This is a genomic window from Stenotrophomonas sp. RG-453 (genome assembly GCF_033843685.1).
GTDB lineage: Bacteria > Pseudomonadota > Gammaproteobacteria > Xanthomonadales > Xanthomonadaceae > Stenotrophomonas > Stenotrophomonas bentonitica_A.
Map to the genome: position 1 here is coordinate 1 of NZ_JAMYED010000009.1, position 24,344 is coordinate 24,344.

Consider the following 24,344-nt stretch of genomic DNA (forward strand, 5'->3'; position numbering starts at 1 on the left):
CCGCGAGGGCGGATGTGTTCGAATACATCGAGCGGTTCCACAACCCGAGGATGCGACGAAGGGTCGCCAGGCAAGACCAGAAGTTCTCAGCCCTTTTACAACCGTCCGTGATTTCGGGGTAGAACCCTTGAGCTCAACCAGCAACCGGATGCCGGCGGTGTCTTGGCGCAGCGAGTTGTTGGTGCCGCGCAACGAGGCCAGTGCGGCGTCGCCGCCCAGATAGGCTTCGAGGGAGATCCGCGGCGGCGATGCCGGCGTCCCTGCAGCAAGCGTCGCCAAGTACTCCCGCACTGTGGGCTGGTGAAACAGGTGAGGCGTTAGCTCGTAGGCAAGATTGCGCCCATGCAACTGCCCGGTGACCACCGCGTGGATGGCCTCCAGCAGGGTGGACTTGCCGACCTCGTTGTCGCCCACCACCAGGTTCATGTGGGCGTTGAGCGGCAGGTCCAGATGCCGAAACGACTTGAAGTTTTCGATGACGATACGTTCGATCGGCATGCACAGTCCTTTGATGACCAACGGGCTCGGTGGCGGAGCCTGGCCGCACCCTGGCTGGCCTCCTTTCCGCTCTGGGCCAGACTACCCAGCGATCGCCGGCCTTGGGCGGTTTCGTACTATTTGGGGCGCTGGGAAGGGCATGAATCGGCCTTACGCGGGATAATTCCATATTATCCCGCCTTAAATTAACGCCCCAGCCTGATCCATGTGCATGTTGAATGGCGCGTAATTACATGGTATGTAATATATTACGAAATAGCAGGAGAGGACGAATGGCTCGGTCTGGCTTGTACAAAAGCGATGTGCAACGCGCCCGGGACAGTCTCCGGGCCGAAGGCAGGAATCCGTCAGTGGACGCCGTACGCGTGGCACTGGGCAATACTGGGTCTAAAACCACCATCCATCGCTACCTGAAGGAGCTGGAAGAGGAGGACGGGCAAGGCCTAGGCGCCAAGATCTCGGTCAGCGACGCCCTGCAGGACCTGGTGGCTCGCCTTGCCGAGCGGCTGCATGTCGAGGCGGAAACCGTGGTCGCCCAAGCGCAAGAGAGGTTCCAGGCCGAGCTGCACGAGCGCACCCAAGCCCTGGAACAGGCCCGACAAGAGACCGGCAACCTCAGCGCGCAGCTTCAGCGCACCGAAACGCTGCTACTGACAGAGCGCGAGGCATGCGAAGCCGCCAGGGGCGAGCTGGCCAGCCGCACCACCGAACGGGCTCAGCTGGAGGAGCGCATTGCAGGCCTCACGGCGCGGCTGGCAGAGCACGAAAGCCACGCACGCTCCCTGGAGCAGAAGCACGAGCATGCCAGGGAAGCCCTTGAGCACTACCGCACCTCGGCCAAAGACCAGCGTGAGCAGGAGCAACGCCGGCACGAGCACCAGGTGCAGGAACTGCAGGTTGCCCTGCGCCAGGCCAACGAAGCACTGACCGCCAAGAACCACGACCTGGTGCAGCTCAACCGGGAAAACGGCCAGTGGCTGGAACGCCACACCCGGCTGGAAAGGGAGGTGGCGCAGCTGCGCCAGACCATCCAGACGCAACAGGACGAGCTCGATGCGCTGCGCCTGACGGCGGCCGAATACCAGGCGCTGCAGGTGCGCTGGGGCCAAGACGCTCAGGCCTTGGAAGATGCTCGACAAGAGCTCACGAAAGCCCGGTCCGAACTGGTCCAGGAGCGCGAACGACGCGAGCACGCCGAGGCGGAGACCCTGCGCGCCACCGTGCGCCTGAGCACCTTGGAGCCGCTGCTGGCCCAGCTGCAGCCAGCCAGTGCTGGCGGCAAAGGCGCCAAGCGGATCTCATCGGAAGAGACGCCGGGGTCATAGCCTAGGAGCGAAACATCCGCCACGATCGCAAGGAGCTTTGTCATGAGCGTAGTCACAACCACACCCCCGGAAATCAGCCGTGCGGTGCGGCGCTTGACCGATTCGGTCGTGCGCGGTGCAGAACCGGTGTACCTCGATGTGCAGCCGGAAGCCGATGCGATCGTGCACGAATGCTTTCCCAACGTGCAGGCCAAGGTCGCGCGCGACGGTGGTCAGATGCTATGCGGGTGGCAGCTGTGGGAATGGCCGCACGTGCTGGTGGAAGCGGAATTCCACGCGGTGTGGGTCAGCCCCGAAGGAGAAATGATCGACATCACGCCAAAGCCTGAAGGCGAGAAGCGCATTCTCTTCGTGCCGGATCCGCGAAGACGTTACGAGGGCCTTGCCATCGACAACGTCCGCATGCCATTACGCGACGACCTGCTGATCAAACACTTCATCCAGATGTCCGAAGCGATTGTCCAGGTGATGAACCGCGGCGAGCGAGCGTCCCAGTATGGCGAGGTCAGCGTTCCGGCCAATGAAATCCAGCCCCTGCTGCAGGCGAGGGATTTCTTGGGCCAGTCACTCGGTGCGGGATTGCGCGAGCATGCACCGTGCTTGTGCGGCAGCGGCAGCAAGTACAAGCGCTGTCATGGCGCGCAAGTAGAAGCATTCTTCCGTCGTTGACGGTGGTGCCCCTGGTCGGAATCGAACCGACGTGTACGCGCTTATCTGGCGCGTGCTCTCACCGGGGTATAAGGCCGGCGCTCTGACCAACATGAGCAACAGGGGCGTGATCGATTGATGCGATCACGCCGGTATTCGAGGGTCGAGCGGGCTCAGGCGGTTCATGAGGCAAGCATACCGGGAATGGACGCCATGCCGCTATCGCCGGGCACGATGATAGGAGTGGGCCCACGCCGGAGCCGGGACGCGGTCGGTCGCCACCAGCCAAGCCATCCGCAAGGCCTGCGCGTCCACCAGCGCGTGGTGGCGCCTCGCCCGATGTTCCGGATGGGCCGCGAACCAATCTTCCACCAGCAATCCCGGCAGGCCTTCCTTGGACATGCGCGTCATCACCGGGGCCGGCCGGGGTCCGCATGCAGCAACCTGGTCATCGGGGAGCTCGAACCCATCCAAGGCATACCGCAGCAGATGCAGATCGTTCGGGAAATCCGCCATCACCGCCGGAGCATCGGCCTCGCTGAGGAAGGCGCGCAGTTCGGTAGTCAGGGCGGCATCCGGCAGGGCCGCGCCGCCGCGGTCGAGCAGTGGGTAGACGCTTTGACGAACGAAGTCGGTGGGAGCCTCGGGCAGGCTGGCTCGCTCAGCGTAGAAAAGGCGGTCTCCACCTTCGTTCACCAGCGCCAAACTCACCAGCTCGCTGCCCGTTACATCGGCCCACTCGGTGTCCAGGAAGTAGTACGTGGTGGCCATGGTTGAATGGTGCCACAGCTCCTTGGGGAGGTCCGACCCTGCAAGGGCGGCGGAGGGTAGAATTCACCGATCCATCAATCGGTTAGCGAAGATCTGGCCGTGTTCGTAACGATTCCCTGCCAACCCTCTACGTAGAGGGGAGGTCCGTAGAGGGTCGCCGCCGTGCAGTTCCTCCGCTGTGAATTCTTCAACGGAATGCATCACTGGAGGTTCACCGGATCTCATTGCTAGAGTGTGGATTCGGCCTGCTTTGACGAACTCCCTGCATGCGCTCCTGGTTGCGAACGATCTCAATCAACCTCACTGCTGCATTGGCGACGGCCGCTGTTGCCAGCCTGCTCCAGACCCAGATCAATCTGCATGCTCTTACCCAGCTGGGCCTGGACGTCAGCTGGCCGGCAAGGGCCGCAGTCAACGTGGAGGATCTGGCTCGGTTCGGACCTGTAATGTTCAGCTTTTCGCTGGCCGGCGGCGTGCTTGCGTCAGGTCTGCAGCCAATTCTGCGCCGGTTTGGCCTCCATGCCCTGCCCTGCGCACTGCTCGCCGGTGTAGCCGGGCTGGCGGTCGTGCTCGCGCTGCTGCGCAGTGTGATTCCGATGCCGGCAGTGGCCGCCATCCGGGAGATTCCCGGCTTCGCCCTGCTCAGTCTGTGTGGGCTGGTGGGAGGCTATGTGAGCTACACGCTGAGGGCGCGTGCCGTGCGCGAAACGCACCCCCACGGCGGAGTTGCCTTGCTGTTGCCGGCTGGCCTGGTGCTGCTGCCGCTTGTCTCATTCATGTTTATGCAGCCAACGGCGCAACGTGCACAGCCGCCTGCGGCAAAAGGCTACCAGGTCGCGACCGTCGCCAGCGGCCTTCAGTGGCCGTGGTCGCTGGCGGAACTGCCCGATGGAACGCTGCTCGTCACCGAAATGGCTGGCCGCCTGAAGCTGATTGACCGCGCCGGTGCACGTGTGGACGTCAATCTCTCCGAAATGCCCGCGGGCTATCAGCGTGAACGCGTGATCGGCCTGATGGACATTGCGCTGTCGCCGGATTTCGAGACCGATCGCCGCGTGTATCTGACGCAGGGTTATCGAGATCAACGCGGCGTGGGTGTTCGCTTGATCCGTGGCGCGCTGGAACGCGTTGGCGATGCGTGGTCCATGGAACAGGTGGAGATTCTTTTCGAATCCACGCCAAAAGCCAGCGACGGCAACAATGGCGGCCGCTTGGCCTTTCTCGACGCGCACACCCTGCTGATGACCGTGGGCGACGGTAGTGCCCGCCGGGAGGAAGCGCAGAATGTGCGCAACTCGCTGGGCAAGGTGATGCGCATAGAGCTCGCGCCTGGCGCGAGCGTGGGGACCCTGTACACCTCCGGGCATCGCAACTCGCAGGGCATCGTGCATGACCCTGTCACAGATTCCATCCATGTCAGCGAACACGGGCCGCGCGGCGGTGATGAGCTCAACCGACTTCGACCGGACGCAAACTACGGCTGGCCGATGGTCAGTCACGGGATCGACTACCCATTTGCACGGGTGAGCCCGTTTACCCGGCACAAGGCGTTCGAGGACCCTGAGGTGGTCTGGTCGCCGTCCATCGCGCCCTCCGGTCTTGCCGTGTATCAAGGCGCCCTCTTCAAGGGATGGCAGGGAGATCTGCTGGTGCCTGCATTGCGTGAGCGGAGCATCCGCCGGCTCGTTCGTGACGGTGATCGCGTGGTGCGCCAGGAGCGGCTGCTCGTCGAATTGGGTGAACGGATTCGTGACGTCATGGTCGCTGCAGATGGCTCCGTCTATGCGCTTACCGATGGGGTGGACGGCAAGCTACTGAGACTGATACCGGAAGAAACCCTGTGAGCATGCCGCTCAGGTGAAGTCGTGTGCGGAGGATTGACTCCGCACGCTCACGCTCGCCAGCAGGCGCGCGCCGAAGGCAAGCATGGGGCCACCGACGCTGGGTGTATCGCTGGCCCTAAGGCTGTTTGCGGCCCAGGCGAATCAGCCGCCGTGGTCGGCCAATGCATCGTGAAAGTCGAGCTCGTGGACGAGTACGAGCCGTGACCCTGATTTACGAAGCTCAATGGCCTTTTCGACCTTGCGTCCGTAGCAGGCAAAGGCCCAACAAGGATTGCCTTCCGCGCCGATGACCAGGTAGTGGACCTTCTTCGATGGGGCTGAGTGGGCCGATCCCCCGAGCCTCTCGACGATCTGTTGGAACTCGGTGCGGGTGAAGCGTGACGATGCGCCGGTAAAGCAAAAGCCCCTATCCAGAAAGTTGATCTCGGGATCCACGGCGCACAAGCCGACGATCCTCTGTTCTTTCAGTACGAGCGGATTGGTAATCGTACGGTCGTCGAGCAGTGGCGTGAACTCCGCGAAGAATGCGAGGAGCAACGCGTGTTCCTTCGGGTCTATCTGTCCGTCGGCGAGTACGCCTGTGATGAGGCTCCCCACCTCGTCAAATGGCCAGCATGTCCTCAGGTGCTCGTGATCTGCCATCCAATCTGACAGGGCGCGGAGCTCTTCCATGGAGATGTGCGTATCCGCAACGATGCCCCCCAGGATTCCGTGCAATCGCTGCAGGTCGGCAGTCACATCGGCGTAGAACTCGGTGGAGCGCAGCCTTTCGCACAGCCACAGGATGTCTGCGCGCTCTTCCTCGGTCAGGACGCCGTCGGCCACGGCGGTAGTGACAACCGGCACCAGCTCGTTGAATGGGTGCTGCTCTCGCACTGCCTCGTGCTCGACCAACCACAGGTTGAGGTAGTCGAGCTCAAGGGGATTGATCTGGCCGTCGATCACGATCCCTTCGACGATGCCGATCAGGGCGTTGACGGATTTGTTCAGTCGGGCTTTCGAGGTGAACCTGAAGTAGCTGCGGTGATCGGGGTGCATTGAGGTACGTCCCTGTTGGACGCCGTCCAGCGGCGTGTCATGGAAACTTACCGCGTCATTGACATCTGGCGCCAGAGGCAGGCTGGCCCCTGTAACGATCCAGTTGCAGCATCGCAGCTGCGGCGTGACTACAACCAATGGCACACGAGCCAGGGGGCTGTGCACGCTATGTTGGTTCCAATGGAATGGAGGGAGTACGTGTGAGGCGTCTATTTTTCTCGGCAGCGCTGCTGTTGATGTGTGCGACGGCCGGAGCAGGTTCCAATGCCGCCGACGGGACGACAACCGTGATCGTGCTTGGCGTGGACCACGCTGCCCAGCTTGTGGCCAAAAATGACCGCCCTGCCCGCCTTGCGGCCTTCCTGGCGCATGCCAGGCCCGATGCCATCTGCATCGAGCGGTCGCCGCAGGCCTTCGCACGCAACGACTATTACGAGTTCACCTACGAAGTTCAGGACGTCGTGGTTCCTTTCGCCCGGCGCAACGGGATCGATCTGTGTCCCATCGACTGGGAGCCACCCGTCGAAGATGCCAAGCTTGGATTCGGCCTGGACCTGGGGGCCCCGCCGGAACTGCGCCCTGCCAGCGGGTTCCAGCAGTTCCTTTCATTCCCCTCCCCGAGCCAGCTCACGCGGGATCTCTTCCACGCCGACGAGGCAAAGAACGTGGAGCGGATCGCGCAATGGGCCGCAACGCCGGCCAAGCGGGCAGCGGATGACCTGCCGCGCAGGCTGTATCTCTATCGCACCTACCTGCAGGCGCAGCGGGTAGCCGCCGCGGTGAAAGCGCGCCCCGGCGGCACGGTTGTCGTGGTGGTTGGCGAGTTCCACAAGCGGGACATCGAAGCGATCCTGGCCGCTTCCCCGGACCTGCGGATCGTACAGCCCTCCAGCCTCGGCGAACCCGGTGAGGCGCTGGTGCAGCGGGAGGGGCGCCGTGAGTACCACGCCGCTGTCGCCAGCTTCAACCTGCTGGGCGTCCAGTCTGGCACCGGCAACATGGACCGCGCGTTTGTTCGGGAGTCGGTGCAAGCCCTCAAGGTAGAGCGCAACTCGCCTGAAGTCGCGTTGCTGCAGACGCGCCTGGATGTGCTGGAAGGCAGGGCCACGCCGGCTATGGCCGTGGACCGGTACCGATCCGTTGCCACGGAGGCGGGCGAAGCACGCTTCACGTGGACCGGGGTGGCTGACGCGTCACGCCTTGACTCTTACTTCGACCCCTTCGGTAACCTCAACGTACGCCAGCGGGCGCTGCTCGAGACGGCCCGCGAGTTGTACCGTGCCGAGCGTGGCGAGGAAGCAGCAGGGATACAGCAGACCCTCGGCAGCGAGCTGAGCAACCGAAAGGCGGCTCAGCTTGCCGGCTACTGGGAGCGCTACGTCGTGAGGCCGGCAAAGCCGTGACGTGCAAGACGGCGAGATCGCACTGACCGGGAGCGGCTTACCTCCTGCCGCACGGCATCAGATATTGGCCCTCAGGGTGGTATGTTGGCGCCAGGGGAAACAGGCTGCATACATGGGACGTAGAAGGACATCGACCGGATTTGACGCCTTGATCGGCCTGCCTTGGCCGGTCGGGATCCTGGTCGGCATGGCCGGCTACAGCGCGCTTCGGTACGGGATCCCGTGGTGGTTCTCGCGCCAGGGCGGCACGCTGGCTGCCGGCCTTGCGGGAGAGTTCGGACAGGTACTCGCCCCGCTCGCCTGGGTGCTGCTGGGTCTCTGCTGGATGGCCGCCCTCCTCTCGTTCCTGCGTGCCAGATATCGGCGTCACCTGCTGGATACCAGGACCACGCTGGAGAGTCTGGCCGTCGGTGGCTGGCGCCAGTTCGAACAGTTGGTAGGCGAAGCGTTTCGCCGGCAGGGCTACACCGTCGAAGAGACGGGCCTTGGCGGCCCGGATGGCGGCATCGATCTGATCCTTCGCAAGGACGGCCGGCGCATTCTGGTCCAGTGCAAGCAATGGAAGCGCCAGCAGGTCGGCGTGAGCGTTGTGCGCGAGATGGCTGGCCTGTTGGCCCACCATCGCGCGGATGCGGTCAGGATCGTCTGCATTGGGGCATTCACCCGCGACGCTGAGGCGTTTGCACAGGGCAAGCCCATCGAGCTGATGGACGGGGCAACGTTGCTGGAGATGATCCAGGCGTCACGCAACGCGGATGTGTGGCCAACCGCGCCCAACCCACGTATTGAGCCAAAGATCGCACCGCCGAAGGAAACACCTGCGTTGAGTGAGGGCTGTCCTCGATGCGGCAGCACACTGGTGCAGCGAACCAACCGGCGCACCGGTGAGTCGTTCTTTGGCTGCAGTCAGTTCCCCCGCTGCCGGGGAAGTGCGGATCGACGTCTCGCTTGAAGCCACGCCGATGCTGTGTCGCGCACTCTGCTCGGTGCCTGGGTCGCGGTGAACCATAGCCGGATGAGTCTCTGACCGGGACTGCCGACGTGCGCCGGTACCAACTCAGCCCGCCGCATCCAGGGTTCTACCCAGTACAGCAAGCCGAGACGCGCGCAGGTACCGCAGATACTTGCCGAGGAAGATGCCCGTGAACCCGCCAGACAGCAGCAGATACGCGGCGCGGAAACTGCCGTCCGCGCTCAGTGAGGGGGATACGGATAGCGCGCACTCGAAGCCGTACTTCACCGCAAACGTCACCAGGAGCAGCGGCAGGAGACTGTAGTCCGCACTGCGCCACAGCTTTCCCGTCGACGGATTCAGGGTGAGCGTTGCCCGGCGCAGCAGCAGCCATCCAAGGCCCACGCCTGCACCGATGCCCACCGACCACTGACCCCACGCTTCCCAGGCATTGCCGAACCGGTGGTTTATCGACACGATGCCCCACGCCACGAAAAGGGCCGGCACGATGGCCAGTTTCGTGAGCGAGGTTTCTCCAGGTTTCATGGCGGCGACGCCCCGTGCGACCAGAAAGACCAGAAGCGCCCAGACCCACACCGGGGTGTTCGAGAGAAGGGGATGCAGCATGTTCACGGGGCGTCCTTGAGCTGGGTGGGTGCCGGCGATGCAGCGCCGTGCGGGAATGGGTCCATTCTCGCTTTGCACCGACCCGTCACAAGTGACAGGTGTCAGGCATCCGGACGTACATTACGCAGCCAGCGCCGTAGACGTCGCCTGCCCGCTCAGCTCCTGCGCATCAGGATCATCTTCTCCTGTGACATGTCCCGCATCGTGTACGGGATGCCGCCCGTGCCATACCCCGACTCGCGGCGCCCGGCGAAGGGCATCCAGTCGGTCCGGAACGCGGTGGCATCATTGATCATCACGGCCGAGGCATCCAGCCGGTTGGCGGCGCGCATGGCGATATCGATATCCTGCGCGAATACGCTCGCCTGGAACGCGGTAGGCAGTGAGTTGGCACGCGCGATCGCCTCGTCCAGGTCGGTATAGCGATACACCGCCACCACCGGCCCGAACACTTCCTGCATGGTGATCCGTGCGTCGCTGGCCGGATCCAGCAGCACCGTGGGCTGCAGCATGGTCTCGGAAAGTCGCTTGCCGCCGGTGGCCAGCTGCGCCCCGCCACTTACTGCTTCGTCAATCCATTCGGCGACGCGGTCGACCTCGCGTGGCTGGATCAGCGGGCCGACATTCGTGTCCTTCAGCGTGGGGTCGCCGGTGCGCAGGCGCTCGACCCGTGCGATGAGTGCCTGGGTAAAGTCATCGGCAACATCCTCGTGGACGAAGACGCGCTGGGTGGAGACGCACACCTGGCCTGCATGGTAGTAGCCGCCTTTGACGACCGGTTCGATGATCCTGCCGAGGTCGGCGCTGCGATCGACGATGGCCGGGGCGACCCCGCCGTGTTCCAGCGCCGAACGCGCACCGTGTGCGAGCTTGGCGTGCAGCGACCACCCTACCCTGGCCGAGCCGATGAAGCTCAGGAAGGCCACCCGCTTGTCGGTGGCCAGCGCCTCGGCCAGGTCGTTGCCCTCCGGCAGGAAGCTCTGGCACCACGGCTCGGGCAGCCCGGCCTCGTGCACCATCGCGACGAATTCCAAGCACGACAATGGCGTCGCGGAGGCAGGTTTGATGATCACCGGGCACCCGACGGCGATGGCCGGCGCCACCTGGTGGACGATCAGGTTCAGGGGGTGGTTGAACGCAGAGATCGCGGCAACCACGCCGATCGGCTCCCGCGTGGTGAACGCCCAACGGCCCTCCGCCGCGGCCGACAGCCCCATCGGGATTTCGCGACCGGCGAAGTTGCGCAGCTCGTCGGCGGCGTTGTGGACACCGTCGATGGCGCGCGTGGTTTCGACGATGGCGTCCGGCAGCGGCTTGCCGCCCTCCCGGGCAATCTGCAGCGCCAGATGATCACGCCTGCCGTCCATCAGCGCGGCGAGCCGGCGCAGGATCGCGATGCGCTGGTGCGGCGCGAGCCAGCCGTCGCGGTCCTTGAATACCCGCTCGGCGGCACTAAGCTTGCGCTCCAGGGCCGCGGCGGTATCCAACCCGATCTCGGCGATGGGGGCACGGTCGAACGCCTGGACGACAGTCAGCATGTTGGGTTCCTTGCTCAGCATCAGGGATGACGATCAATCACAGCCCACGTCCGGCGTGCGGTTGCGAAGTTCATCGACCAGCACGCGGGTGTTCTCGGCATAGTCGATCGGTACATCCAGCACGTGGACGCCGCCGCCGGCGAAAGCGGCCTCGATCATCGGCACCAGCGCTTCGACCGCGGTCACCCGGCTCCCCTTCGCACCGTAGGCTTCGGCATACTTCACGAAATCCGGATTGCCGAAGCGCATGCCGAAATCGTCGAAGCCATCCACTGCCTGTTTCCAGCGGATCATGCCGTAGGCGCTGTCGTTGAGGATCACCACCACCAGGTTGAGCCCCAGGCGCACCGCGGTTTCCATCTCCTGGGAGTTCATCATGAAGCCGCCGTCACCGCATACGGCCATGACGCGGCGCTGCGGGTACAGCATGGCAGCCATCATCGCCGACGGCAGGCCAGCGCCCATGGTGGCGAGCGCGTTGTCCAGCAGCAGCGTGTTGGCCACGTGCGTGCGGTAGTTGCGGGCGAACCAGATCTTGTACATGCCGTTGTCGAGGCAGACGATGCCGTCGTCCGGCATGGACCGGCGCACGTCGTGCACCAGCCGCTGCGGCGTGACCGGGAAACGGTCCTCTTCGGCGCGGTCGTTGATGCGGGCCAGGATTCTCTGGCGCAGGGCGATCATGCCCTCGTCCGCAGGCAACCGCCCTTCCAGCCGTTCGGCCAGGGCATCCACCGAAGCCCCGATGTCGCCCAGCACCTCGATATCGGGGTGATACACCTGCTCCACCGTGGCGGACTGGAAGCTGATATGGACGACCTTGGGGCCGCCGCCGCTCTTCATCAGGAAGGGCGGCTTTTCGACCGTGTCATGGCCAATGGCGATGATCAGATCAGCACGGGCAACGGCTTCGTGGACATAGTCGCCCTCGGAGAGCGCGGCCGTTCCCATGTACAGGTTGGAACCGCCGGTGACCGCACCCTTGCCCATCTGTGTATTGAAGAACGGCAGGCGCGTGCGCGCAACGAATGCGGAGAGTGATTCGGCGAGCCATGGCCGGCTGCCCGCCGCGCCGATCATCACCAATGGGCGTTTGGCGGCCAGGATCGCCGCTTCCGCCCGGTCGAGCGCGGCAGAGGGTGCGATGGGACGTTCCAGCGGGTGGATGGGGATGACGGGCACATCCTCCACCTCCTCACCTGCGACATCCTCCGGCAGTTCCAGGTGCACCGGCCCGGGGCGCTCTTCCATGGCCACCCGGAAGGCATCGCGTACGGTCGCCGGAATCGCGGCAGGGCTGACGATCTGGCGCGTCATTTTCGTGAGAGGCTTCATCGACGCCACGATATCCACGATCTGGAACCGTGCCTGCTTGGCGCTCATGACCGGCTTCTGGCCGGTGATGAGAATCATCGGCCACGCGCCCAGGTGGGCATACGCCGCGCCGGTGGAGAAATTCAGTGCGCCGGGGCCGAGCGTGGCCAGGCACACGCCGGGCCTGCCCGTCAGCCGGCCGTGGGTGGCTGCCATGAACGCGGCCGCCTGCTCGTGGCGGGTGAGCACCAACTCGATGCGCGAGGTCCGGAGCGACTCCAGGAAGTCCAGATTCTCCTCGCCCGGCACACCAAAGATGCGGTCGACGCCCTCGTTTTCCAGCGCCTTGACCAGTAGATCCGAGCCCTTCTGCATAGCTTCGATCCTTGCGGTGAAGTCAGGATCACTATACCCGGGCCGATGTCAGCGCTGCGTCGGATGTCTGCGGGAGGCTGTGCGCCGCGGGTGCCGGTAGTTTTACTGACCTCACCCCGCACGTATTGCGGTTGAGCACGTGGAGCGCTGTGGCCAGACTCGAGTCACACCCGGTGCCCGCCATGCGTGGCGACGTCGTGCATGTAGATCAACACAGCACATCATGGATAAAACGTGGAGACTTCCCGATCTGGTCGCCGAGCAGCCTCCGGCGTGACGTGTGCGGGTACGTTCGTGTCACCGCAATCGATCCGCGGCAGCCTGCTCGTGGTCGGGCTGGCTGCGTCGGCGCCCTGGTGCGCATTGGCGCAGAGCGTGGACGCGGCCAGCTGTATCACGGTACCGGCAAGCGTACCCGCCCAGCAGGTCCGCGCGAACGGCACGGTCCTGACGGTCGCAAGCGGCACCTACGCGCCGACCACCGTCGGTGCACCGGCCTTCTATGCCGCCAATGCCGGCGTGATCAACGCTACCGGCGCGGTGGCGTTGATCACCAGTGCCGCCAACACGGCCACGGTCTGCTCGACCAACGCGGGCGCGGTCAACTTCCTGGCGGCCGGCTCCACCGTCAGCCGGCTGGGCGCCGGGGGGCCTGCTGCCCGCCTGGAGGCAGGCACCACGCTGACCTCCAACGGCACGCGTTTCTACACGTCCCTGGCCAACAGTGAAGGCATCCAGGTCGCAGGCGGCCGCTTCACCGGCAGCGGCGATGTCATTGCCACCGGGGTATTGCTGGGGACGCAACCCGGCAATCCCGCCACCTACGGTCTGCCGGTGGACGCCAGCGGCAATCTCGTCACCGATCCCGATGCCTACGTGGGCAAGGCCGCAACGGCGGCCCACGGCATCAGTGCCATTGACGGCACCGTCCGGTTGAATGTGGACAGCGCCGGCGTTCCCACGGGTGGCACCACATTGATCCATATCCTCGGCACCGGCGCCGGTGCAACCAATGGCAGCCACGGGTTGCTCGGCGCCAGCGGCGCGCAGTTCGACGTGCATGCGGTGAACATCCTCACCCGCGGCAACAACAACAGTGGTGGACGCTTTGCCACCGGTTCGCGCCTCCAGGCATCCCAGCTTTCCATCGATACCACCGGCACCGGCGCGACCGGCCTGGTGTTCGCTGATGCGCAAGGCACCTTGTCCGGGCTGACCATCAACGCCACCGGCATCACCGCGCACGGGCTGTCGGCCACCGGCACCTCCCAGGTGCAGGTTGATGGGCTGGACATCCGCGTGGCCGGGCAGAATGCGCACGGCGTGCTGGCCGGGAGCGGCAGCACGGTCACACTGGCAGGAGCGCCGGGTGTCGTCATCGCTGCAGGACAGACCGGCAATGCGCTGCGCGCCGAAGGCGGTGGCAGCGCGCTTACGGCAAACGGGCTGCGCCTCTCAACGCTGCTCAACGGTGCCATCGCTGGCCATGCGCTGACATCAGGCACGCTCACGCTGAGCGGCAGTGCGATCTACACCTCCGGCATTGCCGGCGGCAACTCGGCGGTTGGCCTGCAGGCCGCCAGCGGCGGTACCGTGGTCAGCCAAGGCAATGCCCTGCTGACCGGCGTACAGCTCGGCACGGATCCTGCCGCCGCCAGCTATGGCCTGCCGGTGGATGCCGGCGGCAATGCCACCACGGATCCTGCCGCGTATGTGGCCACCGGCACCACCGGGGCGAACGGCGCGCAGGTGTCCTCCACGGGTGGCACGCTGCGGCTGGACGTGGCGGCCGATGGCTCAGCGTTGGGCACCACGACCCGTATCGAGACCTACGGCAACAACAGCACCGGCGTGCTGGTAGCCCAGGCGGCTGCCGCGACCTCGCGGCTGCAGGCAGCAGACACGGTGATCACCACGCACGGGATGAACGCCAACGCCGTGCTGGTCCAGGGCGCCGTCGGCGGGGTCGGACCACAGGCGGCGTTGCTGCGCCTGGACACGCGCACCACCGATCTCAATGCCAACGGCGTGTATGGCCAGGCTGGCGCGCAGGTCAGCGTCACCGACAGTATCCTGACCACCTCGGGAAGCGGGGGCGGTATCCGTGCCGATGGCGCGGCAACCCGCATCACCGCGCGCAATCTCTACATCGGCGGCGGTGGCGCGGGTGGCATCGGGCTGAACGCCACCGGCGGCACCATCGACAGCGCTGGAACGACCATCATCAACTCAGGCCGCCCCGGGATGACGCTCAACGCCAGCGGTGGCACCGCGGGCACGCTGATCTCCAGTGGCGACACGATCCGTACCGGCGTCCTGCTGGGAACCGACCTGGCGCTGCCGACCTTTGGCAGGCCGATCGATGCAGGCGGCAACCCGGTGACCGACCCCGCTGCCTTCATGGCGTCCGGCATCTCCGGGCACGGGGTGTATGTGGGCACGGCCGGGGGGCGGGTCTGGATGAACGTCACTCCGGTGACGGGGCAGGCCGACGGCGCACGCAGCAGTATCACTACGCTGGGCAACGCCAGCGAAGGCTTCAACATCCAGGGCGTGGATGCGATCGCGACCCTGGCCAATGTGAGTGTCTCCACGCGCGGCACCGATTCCATCGGTGCACGCGCGGCGGGGGCTGGGCAGATCCGTACGAGCGGCATGACCGTCACCACCAGCGGGTTGCATGGCTACGGGCTGGCCGCGTATGCCGACAGCCTGCTGACTGCGACGGCAAGCAGCATCGCCACCACAGGCGTGCAGGCGCACGGGCTGATTGCCTGGGCCGACAACGGGCACCTGCTGCTGGGCGGCGGCAGCCATGTCACTACCCGCGGTGCGCTGGCCCACGCAGCGGTGGCATGGAACGGCGGTCGGGTGGACGTGGCGGATACCACGCTGGCCACGACCGGTCCCGGCGCGGCAGCGTTGCTGGTCCGTGGCGACCCCGCCCCAGCCTCGGCGTTCGTTACGCAGTCCACGCTATCCGCTGCGGACGGCCCCGGCGTGGGCGCCATCGGTGCGGCGCAGATCGACCTGACCGGCACCACGGTGCAAGGCCGCGACCTGTGGCTCAAGGTCGGTGCCATTGCCGATTTCGACGGGCTCGACGCCGCTGTCCCGCTCCTTCCCCCGGACCTTCCGCCCGATGATCCGCCAGTGCCCCTGCCGATGGCCTTACCGGCGCCGCAGGGTGTGTTGCCGGCCGCCGACACCCCGACCCTTGCCAGCATCACCGCGACCGGCAGCGTGCTCACCGGCGCCGCGATCACCCTGCCCGGCAGCCTCTCCAATGTGGCGCTGCATGACACGCTGTGGAACCTGACCGGCAGCTCCACGCTCACCACGCTGCTCAATGATCGCAGCCGGATCGCGTTCGCGGTGCCTGGCGGAGATCTCGTCCAAGTGGCCAGCTACAGAACCCTGACCGTGTCGCGCTACAGCGGTAATGGCACGCTCGCGCTGAACACCTGGCTGGGCGACGATGCCTCGCCCTCGGACCAGCTGGTCGTGGTGGATGGCAGCAGCAGTGGCCCGGGCGTGCTGGAGATACACAACACCGGCGGACGTGGCGACCGGACGCTGGCCGATGGCATCCGCGTGGTGCAGGCAAGCAACGCCACCAGCACGCCCGACAACTTCGCGCTGGCGGCACCGGTGGTGGCGGGTCCGTACGAGTACTTCCTGTTCCGCGGTGGCGCGGCCACGGTCTCCGGCGCGGATGTGGAGAACAGCTGGTACCTGCGCTCGGTGATCGACTGCGCCAGCCCGGGCGCGCCGGTACCGCCCTGCCCCGCCCCTCCTCTCCCGCCGCCACCGGATCCTGCTCCGCCGGATCCCGTGCCCCCTGAACCGCCCAGCCCCTCGCCGCCCCCGGCCTATCGCCAGGAGGTGTCGCTGATCGCGGCCGTACCGGCGATGGCCCAGGTGTACGGCCGCACCCTGATCGATACCCTGCACGAACGGGTCGGCGATGAGCAGCTGCTGCATCAGCGCGGCGACCTGGATACCGAACGTAGCGGATTCAATGGCGCCTGGATGCGCTATCTCGGCCACGACGGCGAACATGATGGTGGCCGGCGCGGCATCTATGGCGATCGCGGGCCCGACTTCGACTACCGTTTCGATGCGTTGCAGATCGGTACCGACCTCTACCGGCGCGTGGATGCCGATGACCTGCGCCGCCGTCACGCCGGTGTCTACCTCGCGTATGGCAAAGGCAAGGGCGAGGTGCGGCACAACCTCCTGGATTACCGCTTCCATGCTGGCACTGACCGGTTCAAGGCCGGCTCGGTCGGCGGCTACTGGACAGCGTTCTCCGCCAAAGGCGCCTACATCGACGCCGTGGCCCAGTACACCTGGTATGACGTGCGCCTGCAGTCCCCGCGCACGTCCGACAGTTTTGTCGATGCCGATGGGCTGGCGCTGTCGCTGGAAGGCGGCTGGCCGTTCATCCTCAACGAGGGCGACGGGTCCTCCGGCGAGGACGGGCGTTGGCGTCTGGAGCCGCAGGCGCAGGTGATCTGGCAGCAGATCGACGTCGACGACCTCGATGATCACACCGCGCAGGTGCACTTCAGCGACGGTGACTCGCTGGTCGGGCGCATCGGCGCGCGATTGAATCGCACCGGCCAGCACGAGACCGCGCAGGGTGAGGCCCGCAGCAGCAATGCCTGGCTGCGCGCCAACGTGTGGCACGAGTTCCGCGGCACGCCCCGCGCCGCGTTCGCCACCAACAGCGGCTACGTGCCGTTCGCCGTGGATATGGGCGGCTCATGGGGCGAAGTGGGCATCGGCGGAACCTGGCAGGTCACCCAGACCGGCTACCTGTTTGCCGATCTCGATTACAGCTGGAGCTTCAATGGCGACGAGAACGCGTGGAACGGCAAGCTGGGCATGCGGTGGAACTGGTAGACGCTGTGATTCCAGGGGATGGTGACAGCCGATAGTGCCTGTGAAATCATGCGCGGTTGTCCGCCCGGCGAGCTTGCATGTTTCAACGATTCTTCAGGAAGAGCCGCACGACTGTGGCAGCGACCGCTGCGCTCGACGTCCGCAGTCAACGCCCTTCAGCGGGCGAGATCCGGGTTGAAGGCGCGACCGAGACGCTGTTCCTGTCTCCCTTGCCGGTGTACACCGGGCAGGTGCAATCCTCCCGTCGCCATTTTTCGGACATCAATGATGTGTTCCTGGACCTGGGAGGGAGCAACTGGGGAACCGTAGAGGGCGGCAAAATGCTTGCCGGCGGAATCGTCGGCCTGTTCGTGCTCGCGTTCATCGTGCCCGCGCTCATCATGCTCTACCTGGTGCTCGCCTACCCGGAGAACTTCCCGACGCCATGGGCGGATTTGAAGATGCTCATTCAAGTGTTTTCTGCCGGCGCGCTTCTCGGCATCCTCCCCTTGGGGGCATTCGCCTACGGGATGTTCTCGGATGAGTTCAAACGCGCAAAGCCCTATCCGGTGCGCTTCAACCGTCAGCGTCGCGAGGTGTGCTACATCGACCGCGAGAGCGGCCGTGCCCTGATCGTGCCCTGGGAGAGCATCGTTGCCTGGGTGTCCAATTCACAAGGCATCACCCCGTATGGCACAACGCGCCAGTACACCTTCGGCATGGGCCTGGAGGATGAAGAGCGCGACACCGTGCAGTTTGTCCTGCTGCCACAACCCAGTGATTCGCACTCACTGGGCCTGTGGGCGTCGATCCGAAACTACATGGAGGACGGGCAGTTGTTCAATGCACCCAACCCATGGTTCCAGGCATTGGGGTTGGTCCCGACCAAGGATCGACTGAAGCCGTATGAGGGCATGCACACCTTTGAGATCGAGCGTGAGGATGCTCGCGCGATGGGTTCGCTCGACGATGGCGGTGATGATCTGACGCTGGAACAACGGGAGAAGTATGGCTACGACAAACGCTCCTACTGGCCGCTCCGTCGCTGGTACGCGTGGCGTGTCCTTACCTTCTGGAAGCTGCCCTACCTGCTCGCCGAATGGGTCCATCGCCGCGGCCGTCCTTCGCTGCCGGCCGTGGTGGAAGCCTGGTCCCAGGCATTGCCGGAAGCGCAATGGGCCACCCCCAGCGGGGCGCTTGTGAACGCCAGCAAGCGCGTGAGAACGGCCATGGATAAACAAGGCGCGACGTTCGTCGATGCCTGCAAGGCAGCCGGCTTCAAGTGAGGTGACTGCTCCAGAGCATCTCGAGGGTATTGAACGGCAGCGGACGTGATCCACCACTTCAAACACGCGATCCGTGCCTGCGGCGAGCAAGGCGATACAACACGGTGCCAGCCAGTACCGCGGCCACGGCCCCTGTCAGCGGTACCGATGCCAGCGTTGCATAGCTGATCGTAAGGCTGCCCATGGCGCCCCCGAGCGCGGTGCCCAGGTTGAAGGAGGCGATGTTCAACCCGGCCGCGACCGGGCTGTAGGCGGGAATCAAGCGCTGCGCCTGCTTGAGCAGACGCAGCGTCAGCAGCGTCACGATGCAGAAGAAACAGATGCCCAGCGTGCCGATCAGCAGCATCATCATGGCCGGCATGCTGGCGAACACGTAGAGCCCGAGCAGATTCAACGCCAACGCGCACAGTGCCAACTGAAGGCTGCGGTCCCCGTCCATCGCGTCGCCCAGCGCTCCCCCGAGCAGGTTGCCTGCGATCGCACAGACGCCGAACAACAGCATGCCCAGGCTCAGCCACTGCACGTCCACACCAGTGACCTGCTGCAGATACGGCGAGACGAAGGTGAAGAACGAAAACGTCGCGACGCTCACCAGCGCGCCGATGCCGGCCGTCGTCAGGAGCTGGGGATGGATGATGGCCTGGATGCCCTTCCATGCCCCGCCGCGGGACGGGGCCGAACCGGCAGCTCCCCTCGGCATGCACAGCGCCAGACCCAGCATGCCGACCACGCTGAGGACGCCGATGGACAGGAAGACCACGCGCCACGACCAGAGACTGCCCAGGTACGTGCCGATCGGAACGCCGAACGCCAGCGCGAGGGTCAACCCGATCCACACGACCGACAGCGCCCGGCCGGATCGCTGCGGGTCCACGAGCCGGGTCGCCGCGTCGGAGGCGACCGCCATGAAGACGCCGTGGCCGAGGCCGACCACGAAGCGGATGGCCAGCAGTGTAACCAGATTGGGCGAGGCGCTCATCAGCAGGCTGCCCAGTCCGAGCAACGCCGTGGCCAGCAGCAGGATCTGCCGGTCCCGCCAGTGCGCGACCAGGGCGGTGATGAACGGTGCGCCGATGGCCGCGCCCAGTGCATAGGCGGCAATGACCGTGCCGACGAGGGATATCCGCGCCCCGAGGTCATCGGCAATGGTGGTCAACAATCCCGCGACCACGAACTCGGAGAGCCCGAACGCGAACGCGCACAGGGAAAACACATAAATGGCAGCAGGCATCGCAGGTCCTATCCAGCAGAGCTGCGGAAGCCTAGTGCCTGGCCATGTGCGGGTGAAGGACGGTTTACATACTGCAGCAAGACGCCGCGCGTCTTGTCACCTCAGGGCAGAGAACGGGTCTGCAGAATCGCCTGTATCAATCGGTCGCGGATCGCTGAGGTCCGGGTCTCGTTCCACGCCATGAACAGCTCCAGCCGTGACACGTCCTCCGCCGCTTCCACCTGGAGCGGACGGAACATAACGTCCTCGCGCGTTTCCGTCGCCAGCGAAGCGGGCAGCAGCGCGATACCGAACCCCGCAGCCACCAAGGCAATCAAGGTCTGCATCTGCCGGCCGTGCTGCACGATGTCGGGCACGAACCCGGCTGTCTGGCACAGGCCGATCAGCTGGTCATGAAATCCTTTGCCGAGTGTCCGGGGCGAGGCGACGAATGCTTCGTCCCTGAGCAATGCCAGGTCGATGCCCGCCTTCGCCGCCAGCGGATGACCGGCCGGCAGCGCGACGCAGATCCGTTCGCTCAGCAGCCTTTCCATGCGCAGGTGCGGCGTCGTGGTGCCCGGCGTCCGCATGAAGCCGATATCCGCCTCTCCCTGCTCCAGGGCGTTGACCTGCTCCTGGGTGGTGGCCTCCCGCATCGTGAAGGCGATGCCCGGGTTGAGCTCGCGAAAGTGGCGCAACGCCTGCAGCAACGAGGCATAGGGGGCGATGTTGATGAAGGTCAGGGTCAGGTGGCCCTCCATGCCCTGGGCCACGCGGCGCGTCTGGGCGACGCCCTCCTCCAGCGACTGCACAGTTCGGCGCGCGGTCTCAAGGAAGGCTGCCCCCGCCGGTGTCAACGCGACGCTGCGAGGGGTGCGCTCGAACAACGGGGCTCCGACGGCGCCCTCCAGCTTGCGGATGGCCTGGCTCAGCGGCGGCTGCGCCATGTGCAGCCGCTCGGCGGCGCGATTGAAGTGCAGCTCCTCGGCCACGGCAATGAACTGTTGGAGCAGGCGGGTCTCTATCACTGAAACACCAGACCTCTTGAATGCCGGAATTGAGGGTGTTCAACATACCAAATCTCTACGTTGTCCAGAGCGCGCCAGCAGGCGTCTGCTGGAGGGACTGGTCATGATGCTGCTGCTCGTCAGCGATGCTCGACGAGGGGCCGGACAGCGTTACTTCGTGGCGTCGCGCGCCGTCGCGTCCGCTTCCATCAGCTCCCGGCGCTGGGCCTCGATCCAGGCGTCCCCGGCGGCACGTGCCTGGGCATCGAGTTCCTTGTTCTGCCGGTCGTTTTCCTGGTACTGCGCCCACACCTCGGGCGTGATCGTCTCCAGTCGATGATCGGGGCGCAGCTGGATCGAGGGGGACGCCCCCATGGCCACCGTGAAGTTATCGAACAGCCATTGGCGGCGCTGCTCAGGCGAGGCATACAGAAGGTCCGGCTCCGCATAGGTCCGCATCGGCAGTGCCTGCTCGGCGAGGCGCGTGTCGGACGAAATCCTCGCCAGCCTGACGACCAGTCGCTCATGGTCCCGGTCTTTGTGATACAGGGCGGCGATGTCGCCATCGATCCACAGGACGTACGCGTACCCCGCGATGGGATGGACCTGGAAGGGGTGTTCACGGACCAGGATGAGATCACTGCGGTCTGTGTAGAGCGCCCGCCAGCCCGGCGGTGCCGGACGGATGCCGCAGTCGACGGTCCCTGCCGTGATCTTCTCCAGCGTCGCCCTGCCGCGGCTCGCGGAAAGCCGCGTTGTCCAGCAGCGTGAGCTGTCACGATTGTGCGATGCCATCAGAACTGCGTCTTCGTCCAGCACCACCGCATCGGTATGCACAAACGGGGCGTCTGTGGCGGCATGATCCTGCAGCAGCGTCGCGAAGTCCTTATCTGACAGCGCACTGCCATTCTCGTAAACGGCGTACGTGGTGTGGTGCTGGTACTTGCTGCTGTTGATATCCAGCCTGCTTTCCGTCACGGCCACGACCTTCAGCGTGTCTGACGAAAACACGGTCTCCCGCTGGGCGCGTGCACATCCAGTGGTGAGCAGCGCTGCACACAGCAGCAGCGCAGCAGAAAGCAGGACGGAACATGTTCTGGCGTGCATCGCGCTGCTGCCTGCGGGTCGGGATGGGATCCGTGCAAGCATATCCGCTTCGGCCACGGTTACCGGGCAGCACGGCCCCAAAGGGGCCGCACTGCCCTGCCCCGCTGGATCAGAAGCTGTAATCCAACGAAACACCCACGGTACGCGGCTGCATCATCACCGCATTCCAGCGCCGGTACTGCTGCGCGCCCGCGGCAGGAATCGTCCTGCCAGCGGCGACGTAGATGTCCTTGTTGGTGAGGTTGGTGATGAAGAAGCGCACGGTCGTGTTCTGGCTGCTCACTTCGGCAGTCAGGTCAACGGTGGTGTAGCTGGGCAGGTCGAAGGACTGCGTTGAGGCCACCGATGCCGCACGCTCGCCGTAATAGCGCAGCGCGCCACCGACGCTCCAGCCCCATTCGCCGCTCGTCGGGAACTGGTAGTCGGCCTGCAGGCTGCCGGCCCATTCGGGCACCTGCGGCAGCTGGGCGCCGGATTCGGCCTGGTTGGGCCCGCCCGGGCGCGCCGGCGGAATCGGCGCGGTCAGCTTGGCATCGGTGTAGGTCAGGCTGCTGCTCAGGCGCAACCCATCGATGGGCATCAGTGCGCCGGTGAACTCAACGCCCTGGCTGCGTGCTTCGCCGCCATTGACGCCATAGGAGATGCCCTGGGCCGTGAGCAGATTCAGGCGGATATCATCCCAGTCGATGCGGAAGGCGGCCACTTCCACCAGCGCACGACGATCCCAGAAGTGGCTCTTCAAACCGGCTTCGTAGTTGATCAACGTGTCCGACTTGACCTGCGCGGGGACTTCCGGCGCGGCCGGCAGGATGGGGTTCGGGCTGCCGGCGCGGTAGCCGGTGGCTACGCGCACGTAGGCCATGGTGTCCTCGCCCAGGAACAAGCGCGGGCTGGCGCTCCAGGTGGTCACGCTCTCGGAGGATTCGGTGATCCGCTGCACCCCGTCACCACCCAGCGGGCCGCCGAGGGTCTGGCGGAACTCCTGGTCGTTGCGCGCATGGCGCACGCCCAGGGCCAGATCGAAGCGGTCGGTGAATCTCCAGGTGGCGTTGCCGAACAGCGCCTTCTCTTTGTAGGTGGTCAGCACCGAGGCGGTGAACAGATCGAGCACCGGGTTGAAGGCCGGGCTCAAGGCGCTGCCGCGCTCGATGTAGGCCGCGTCTTCATCGGTGTAGAACGCGCCGAGCTGCCATTGCAGGCGGCTGTCGCCCTTGGAGGTCAGGCGGAATTCCTGGGTCCACTTCTTCAATTCGATATCCGTGTCCAGGCCGGCGTATGCCATGACCGGGCCCACGCCGGGTTTCTGGCCGAGCAGCGGAATGTACTCGACCGATTGGTCCTGCAGGCGCCAGGAGTTGGATTTCATCCAGCTGCTGGCCGAGGTGAAGTCGGCCCAGCCCACGTCCCAGTCCACTGTCAGCCCATAGACGTCGTACTTGATCGTGCTCGGCTGCAGGAACAGGTACTCGTTCGAGTAGCCCGGCAGCTTCGGCTTGAACGTGACCGGGTCCAGTGCGACCGTCGCGAAATTGTCCCCCTTGTTTTCCTGGCGCATCGCGGTGAGCAGGACGTCCACCGTGTCCGAGGCTTTCCACAGCAGCGAGAGGCGGCCGGCGTTCTGGTACACGTCGTTGGTGTCGCGGCGATGCAGGACACTGTTGTCGATCCAGCCCGGGCTGGTCTGCTCGGCATAGCTGGCGCGCAGGGCCAGCTGACCCTTCACCAGCGGCACGTTGACCGCAGCGCGTTCGGAATGACCCACCCGTCCACCATCGTCAACGACACGCATCGTCGCCCCGGCGCGGCCCGCGAAGTACTCCAGGTCCGGCCGCTTGGTGACGTACTTGACCACGCCACCCAGCGCGCTGGCACCGTACAGCGTGCCCTGCGGACCGCGCAGCACTTCCACGTTCTGCACATCGTAGGGAAGCAGGTCGAACATGCCCGAGGTGGCGCCGGAGAGCGAGCCATTCGCGGTCAGTGGTACATCGTCCACGTAGATAGAGGTCGAGGCGGTGTTGCCCATCGGGGTGATGCCACGGATCGAGATCGTCGAGCGGCCCGGCGCGCCGAGGCTGGTGATCTGCAGGCCGGGGACCAGGCCGGCCAGGTCATTCATGTTGTTGACCTGCAGGCGATCGAGCTGCTCCTCACTGATGACGCTGATCGACATCGGGATGTCGGTCACCACTTCCACGCGTTTCTGCGCAGTGGCGGTGACCGTGCCCAGCGTATGCACGTCATCGCGCTCGGGATTCTCGGCGGCGACCTGTGCCAGTGCCGTGGCGCTGCAGCCCAGGGCCAGAATGCCTGCAGCGCAGGCCAGCGACAACGCGTTCATTCGGAGCGAACAGTGACTCATGGTGATGAGACCTCGGTAGCGAAGCTGGGAGCCCACGGCAATGGGCACGGAATGCGGCAGTCAGGGCACCCCGACATTCTGGGGTGGGGGCCGGCCTGGCAATGACGCTCCTGGGGACGAATGGCTGCTTACAAGCCCATTTAGGACACAAT

The 24,344-nt window shown here is 65.3% G+C and carries 16 protein-coding genes, 1 tRNA gene and 2 pseudogenes; 8 read left to right on the forward strand and 11 right to left on the reverse strand.

Annotated elements, in window-relative coordinates; genetic code table 11:
* A pseudogene (locus NJD74_RS16415) lies at window positions 1–122 on the forward strand (IS3 family transposase); the annotation flags it as partial.
* 7 nt (window positions 123–129) lie between these two features.
* Here NJD74_RS16415 and NJD74_RS16420 read toward each other — a convergent pair.
* A pseudogene (locus NJD74_RS16420) lies at window positions 130–498 on the reverse strand (AAA family ATPase); the annotation flags it as partial.
* A gap of 272 nt (window positions 499–770) precedes the next feature.
* Here NJD74_RS16420 and NJD74_RS16425 point away from each other — a divergent pair.
* Window positions 771–1,823: a DNA-binding protein gene (locus tag NJD74_RS16425; protein WP_319624589.1), complete on the forward strand. Its 1,053-nt coding sequence runs from the start codon at window positions 771–773 to the stop codon at window positions 1,821–1,823.
* Between the two features lie 42 nt (window positions 1,824–1,865).
* On the forward strand, window positions 1,866–2,492 hold the full coding sequence (locus NJD74_RS16430; RefSeq protein WP_130531478.1) for an SEC-C domain-containing protein: 627 nt from the start codon (window positions 1,866–1,868) through the stop codon (window positions 2,490–2,492).
* A 3-nt stretch (window positions 2,493–2,495) separates the two neighbouring features.
* Here NJD74_RS16430 and NJD74_RS16435 read toward each other — a convergent pair.
* Together NJD74_RS16435 and NJD74_RS16440 are read right to left on the reverse strand one after the other, a co-directional pair.
* Window positions 2,496–2,598, reverse strand: a tRNA-Ile gene (locus NJD74_RS16435).
* Window positions 2,599–2,690: 92 nt separating this feature from the next.
* Window positions 2,691–3,242 carry a 3'-5' exoribonuclease gene (locus tag NJD74_RS16440; RefSeq protein ID WP_319624590.1) on the reverse strand — a complete coding sequence of 184 codons (552 nt, stop codon included), beginning with the start codon at window positions 3,240–3,242 and terminating at the stop codon, window positions 2,691–2,693.
* A 266-nt stretch (window positions 3,243–3,508) separates the two neighbouring features.
* On the opposite strand from NJD74_RS16440, the gene NJD74_RS16445 reads away from it, so the two are divergent.
* The gene (locus NJD74_RS16445) at window positions 3,509–5,086 is read left to right on the forward strand and encodes a PQQ-dependent sugar dehydrogenase (protein WP_319624591.1); all 1,578 of its coding nucleotides are present in this window, start codon (window positions 3,509–3,511) and stop codon (window positions 5,084–5,086) included.
* Between the two features lie 141 nt (window positions 5,087–5,227).
* Here NJD74_RS16445 and NJD74_RS16450 read toward each other — a convergent pair whose 3' ends face one another.
* The gene (locus NJD74_RS16450; RefSeq protein WP_319624592.1) at window positions 5,228–6,289 is read right to left on the reverse strand and encodes a BRCT domain-containing protein; all 1,062 of its coding nucleotides are present in this window, start codon (window positions 6,287–6,289) and stop codon (window positions 5,228–5,230) included.
* 122 nt (window positions 6,290–6,411) lie between these two features.
* Here NJD74_RS16450 and NJD74_RS16455 point away from each other — a divergent pair, with 122 nt between their 5' ends.
* Window positions 6,412–7,527 (forward strand): hypothetical protein, encoded by a 1,116-nt coding sequence (locus NJD74_RS16455; RefSeq protein WP_254427861.1) that lies wholly within the window; start codon window positions 6,412–6,414, stop codon window positions 7,525–7,527.
* Between the two features lie 112 nt (window positions 7,528–7,639).
* Complete coding sequence (locus tag NJD74_RS16460; protein ID WP_070474124.1) at window positions 7,640–8,479, forward strand: restriction endonuclease; 840 nt, start codon at window positions 7,640–7,642, stop codon at window positions 8,477–8,479.
* A 105-nt stretch (window positions 8,480–8,584) separates the two neighbouring features.
* Here NJD74_RS16460 and NJD74_RS16465 read toward each other — a convergent pair whose 3' ends face one another.
* From NJD74_RS16465 to NJD74_RS16475, 3 genes are all read right to left on the reverse strand, one after another.
* Window positions 8,585–9,106 (reverse strand): DUF6622 family protein, encoded by a 522-nt coding sequence (locus NJD74_RS16465; RefSeq protein WP_070474097.1) that lies wholly within the window; start codon window positions 9,104–9,106, stop codon window positions 8,585–8,587.
* A gap of 155 nt (window positions 9,107–9,261) precedes the next feature.
* Window positions 9,262–10,644, reverse strand: a complete 1,383-nt coding sequence (locus NJD74_RS16470; RefSeq protein ID WP_319624593.1) for an aldehyde dehydrogenase family protein — start codon at window positions 10,642–10,644, stop codon at window positions 9,262–9,264.
* A 33-nt stretch (window positions 10,645–10,677) separates the two neighbouring features.
* The gene (locus NJD74_RS16475) at window positions 10,678–12,333 is read right to left on the reverse strand and encodes an acetolactate synthase large subunit (RefSeq protein WP_319624594.1); all 1,656 of its coding nucleotides are present in this window, start codon (window positions 12,331–12,333) and stop codon (window positions 10,678–10,680) included.
* A gap of 294 nt (window positions 12,334–12,627) precedes the next feature.
* Here NJD74_RS16475 and NJD74_RS16480 point away from each other — a divergent pair, with 294 nt between their 5' ends.
* Both NJD74_RS16480 and NJD74_RS16485 read left to right on the forward strand, forming a co-directional pair.
* Complete coding sequence (locus NJD74_RS16480; RefSeq protein ID WP_319624595.1) at window positions 12,628–17,241, forward strand: autotransporter outer membrane beta-barrel domain-containing protein; 4,614 nt, start codon at window positions 12,628–12,630, stop codon at window positions 17,239–17,241.
* Window positions 17,242–17,318: 77 nt separating this feature from the next.
* Window positions 17,319–18,506: a hypothetical protein gene (locus tag NJD74_RS16485; RefSeq protein WP_319624596.1), complete on the forward strand. Its 1,188-nt coding sequence runs from the start codon at window positions 17,319–17,321 to the stop codon at window positions 18,504–18,506.
* A gap of 58 nt (window positions 18,507–18,564) precedes the next feature.
* Here NJD74_RS16485 and NJD74_RS16490 read toward each other — a convergent pair whose 3' ends face one another.
* The 4 genes from NJD74_RS16490 to NJD74_RS16505 form a co-directional block, all read right to left on the reverse strand.
* Entirely contained in the window at window positions 18,565–19,737 is a 1,173-nt protein-coding gene (locus tag NJD74_RS16490) for an MFS transporter (RefSeq protein WP_102789251.1), read from the reverse strand.
* Window positions 19,738–19,838: 101 nt separating this feature from the next.
* The gene (locus NJD74_RS16495) at window positions 19,839–20,744 is read right to left on the reverse strand and encodes a LysR substrate-binding domain-containing protein (RefSeq protein ID WP_102789252.1); all 906 of its coding nucleotides are present in this window, start codon (window positions 20,742–20,744) and stop codon (window positions 19,839–19,841) included.
* 150 nt (window positions 20,745–20,894) lie between these two features.
* Window positions 20,895–21,872 (reverse strand): hypothetical protein, encoded by a 978-nt coding sequence (locus NJD74_RS16500; RefSeq protein WP_319624597.1) that lies wholly within the window; start codon window positions 21,870–21,872, stop codon window positions 20,895–20,897.
* Window positions 21,873–21,939: 67 nt separating this feature from the next.
* Complete coding sequence (locus NJD74_RS16505; RefSeq protein ID WP_319624598.1) at window positions 21,940–24,192, reverse strand: TonB-dependent receptor; 2,253 nt, start codon at window positions 24,190–24,192, stop codon at window positions 21,940–21,942.
* Between the last annotated feature and the right edge of the window lie 152 nt (window positions 24,193–24,344).

Excerpts from the sequence above, each read along its gene's own strand:
- NJD74_RS16425 (WP_319624589.1), top strand. The coding sequence starts at position 771 with ATGGCTCGGTCTGGCTTGTACAAAAGCGATGTGCAACGCGCCCGGGAC.
- NJD74_RS16490 (WP_102789251.1), bottom strand. The coding sequence starts at position 19,737 with ATGCCTGCTGCCATTTATGTGTTTTCCCTGTGCGCGTTCGCGTTCGGG.
- NJD74_RS16475 (WP_319624594.1), bottom strand. The coding sequence starts at position 12,333 with ATGCAGAAGGGCTCGGATCTACTGGTCAAGGCGCTGGAAAACGAGGGC.
- NJD74_RS16500 (WP_319624597.1), bottom strand. The coding sequence starts at position 21,872 with ATGCTTGCACGGATCCCATCCCGACCCGCAGGCAGCAGCGCGATGCAC.
- NJD74_RS16485 (WP_319624596.1), top strand. The coding sequence starts at position 17,319 with ATGTTTCAACGATTCTTCAGGAAGAGCCGCACGACTGTGGCAGCGACC.
- NJD74_RS16440 (WP_319624590.1), bottom strand. The coding sequence starts at position 3,242 with ATGGCCACCACGTACTACTTCCTGGACACCGAGTGGGCCGATGTAACG.
- NJD74_RS16430 (WP_130531478.1), top strand. The coding sequence starts at position 1,866 with ATGAGCGTAGTCACAACCACACCCCCGGAAATCAGCCGTGCGGTGCGG.
- NJD74_RS16465 (WP_070474097.1), bottom strand. The coding sequence starts at position 9,106 with ATGCTGCATCCCCTTCTCTCGAACACCCCGGTGTGGGTCTGGGCGCTT.
- NJD74_RS16505 (WP_319624598.1), bottom strand. The coding sequence starts at position 24,192 with ATGAGTCACTGTTCGCTCCGAATGAACGCGTTGTCGCTGGCCTGCGCT.
- NJD74_RS16470 (WP_319624593.1), bottom strand. The coding sequence starts at position 10,644 with ATGCTGACTGTCGTCCAGGCGTTCGACCGTGCCCCCATCGCCGAGATC.
- NJD74_RS16460 (WP_070474124.1), top strand. The coding sequence starts at position 7,640 with ATGGGACGTAGAAGGACATCGACCGGATTTGACGCCTTGATCGGCCTG.
- NJD74_RS16445 (WP_319624591.1), top strand. The coding sequence starts at position 3,509 with ATGCGCTCCTGGTTGCGAACGATCTCAATCAACCTCACTGCTGCATTG.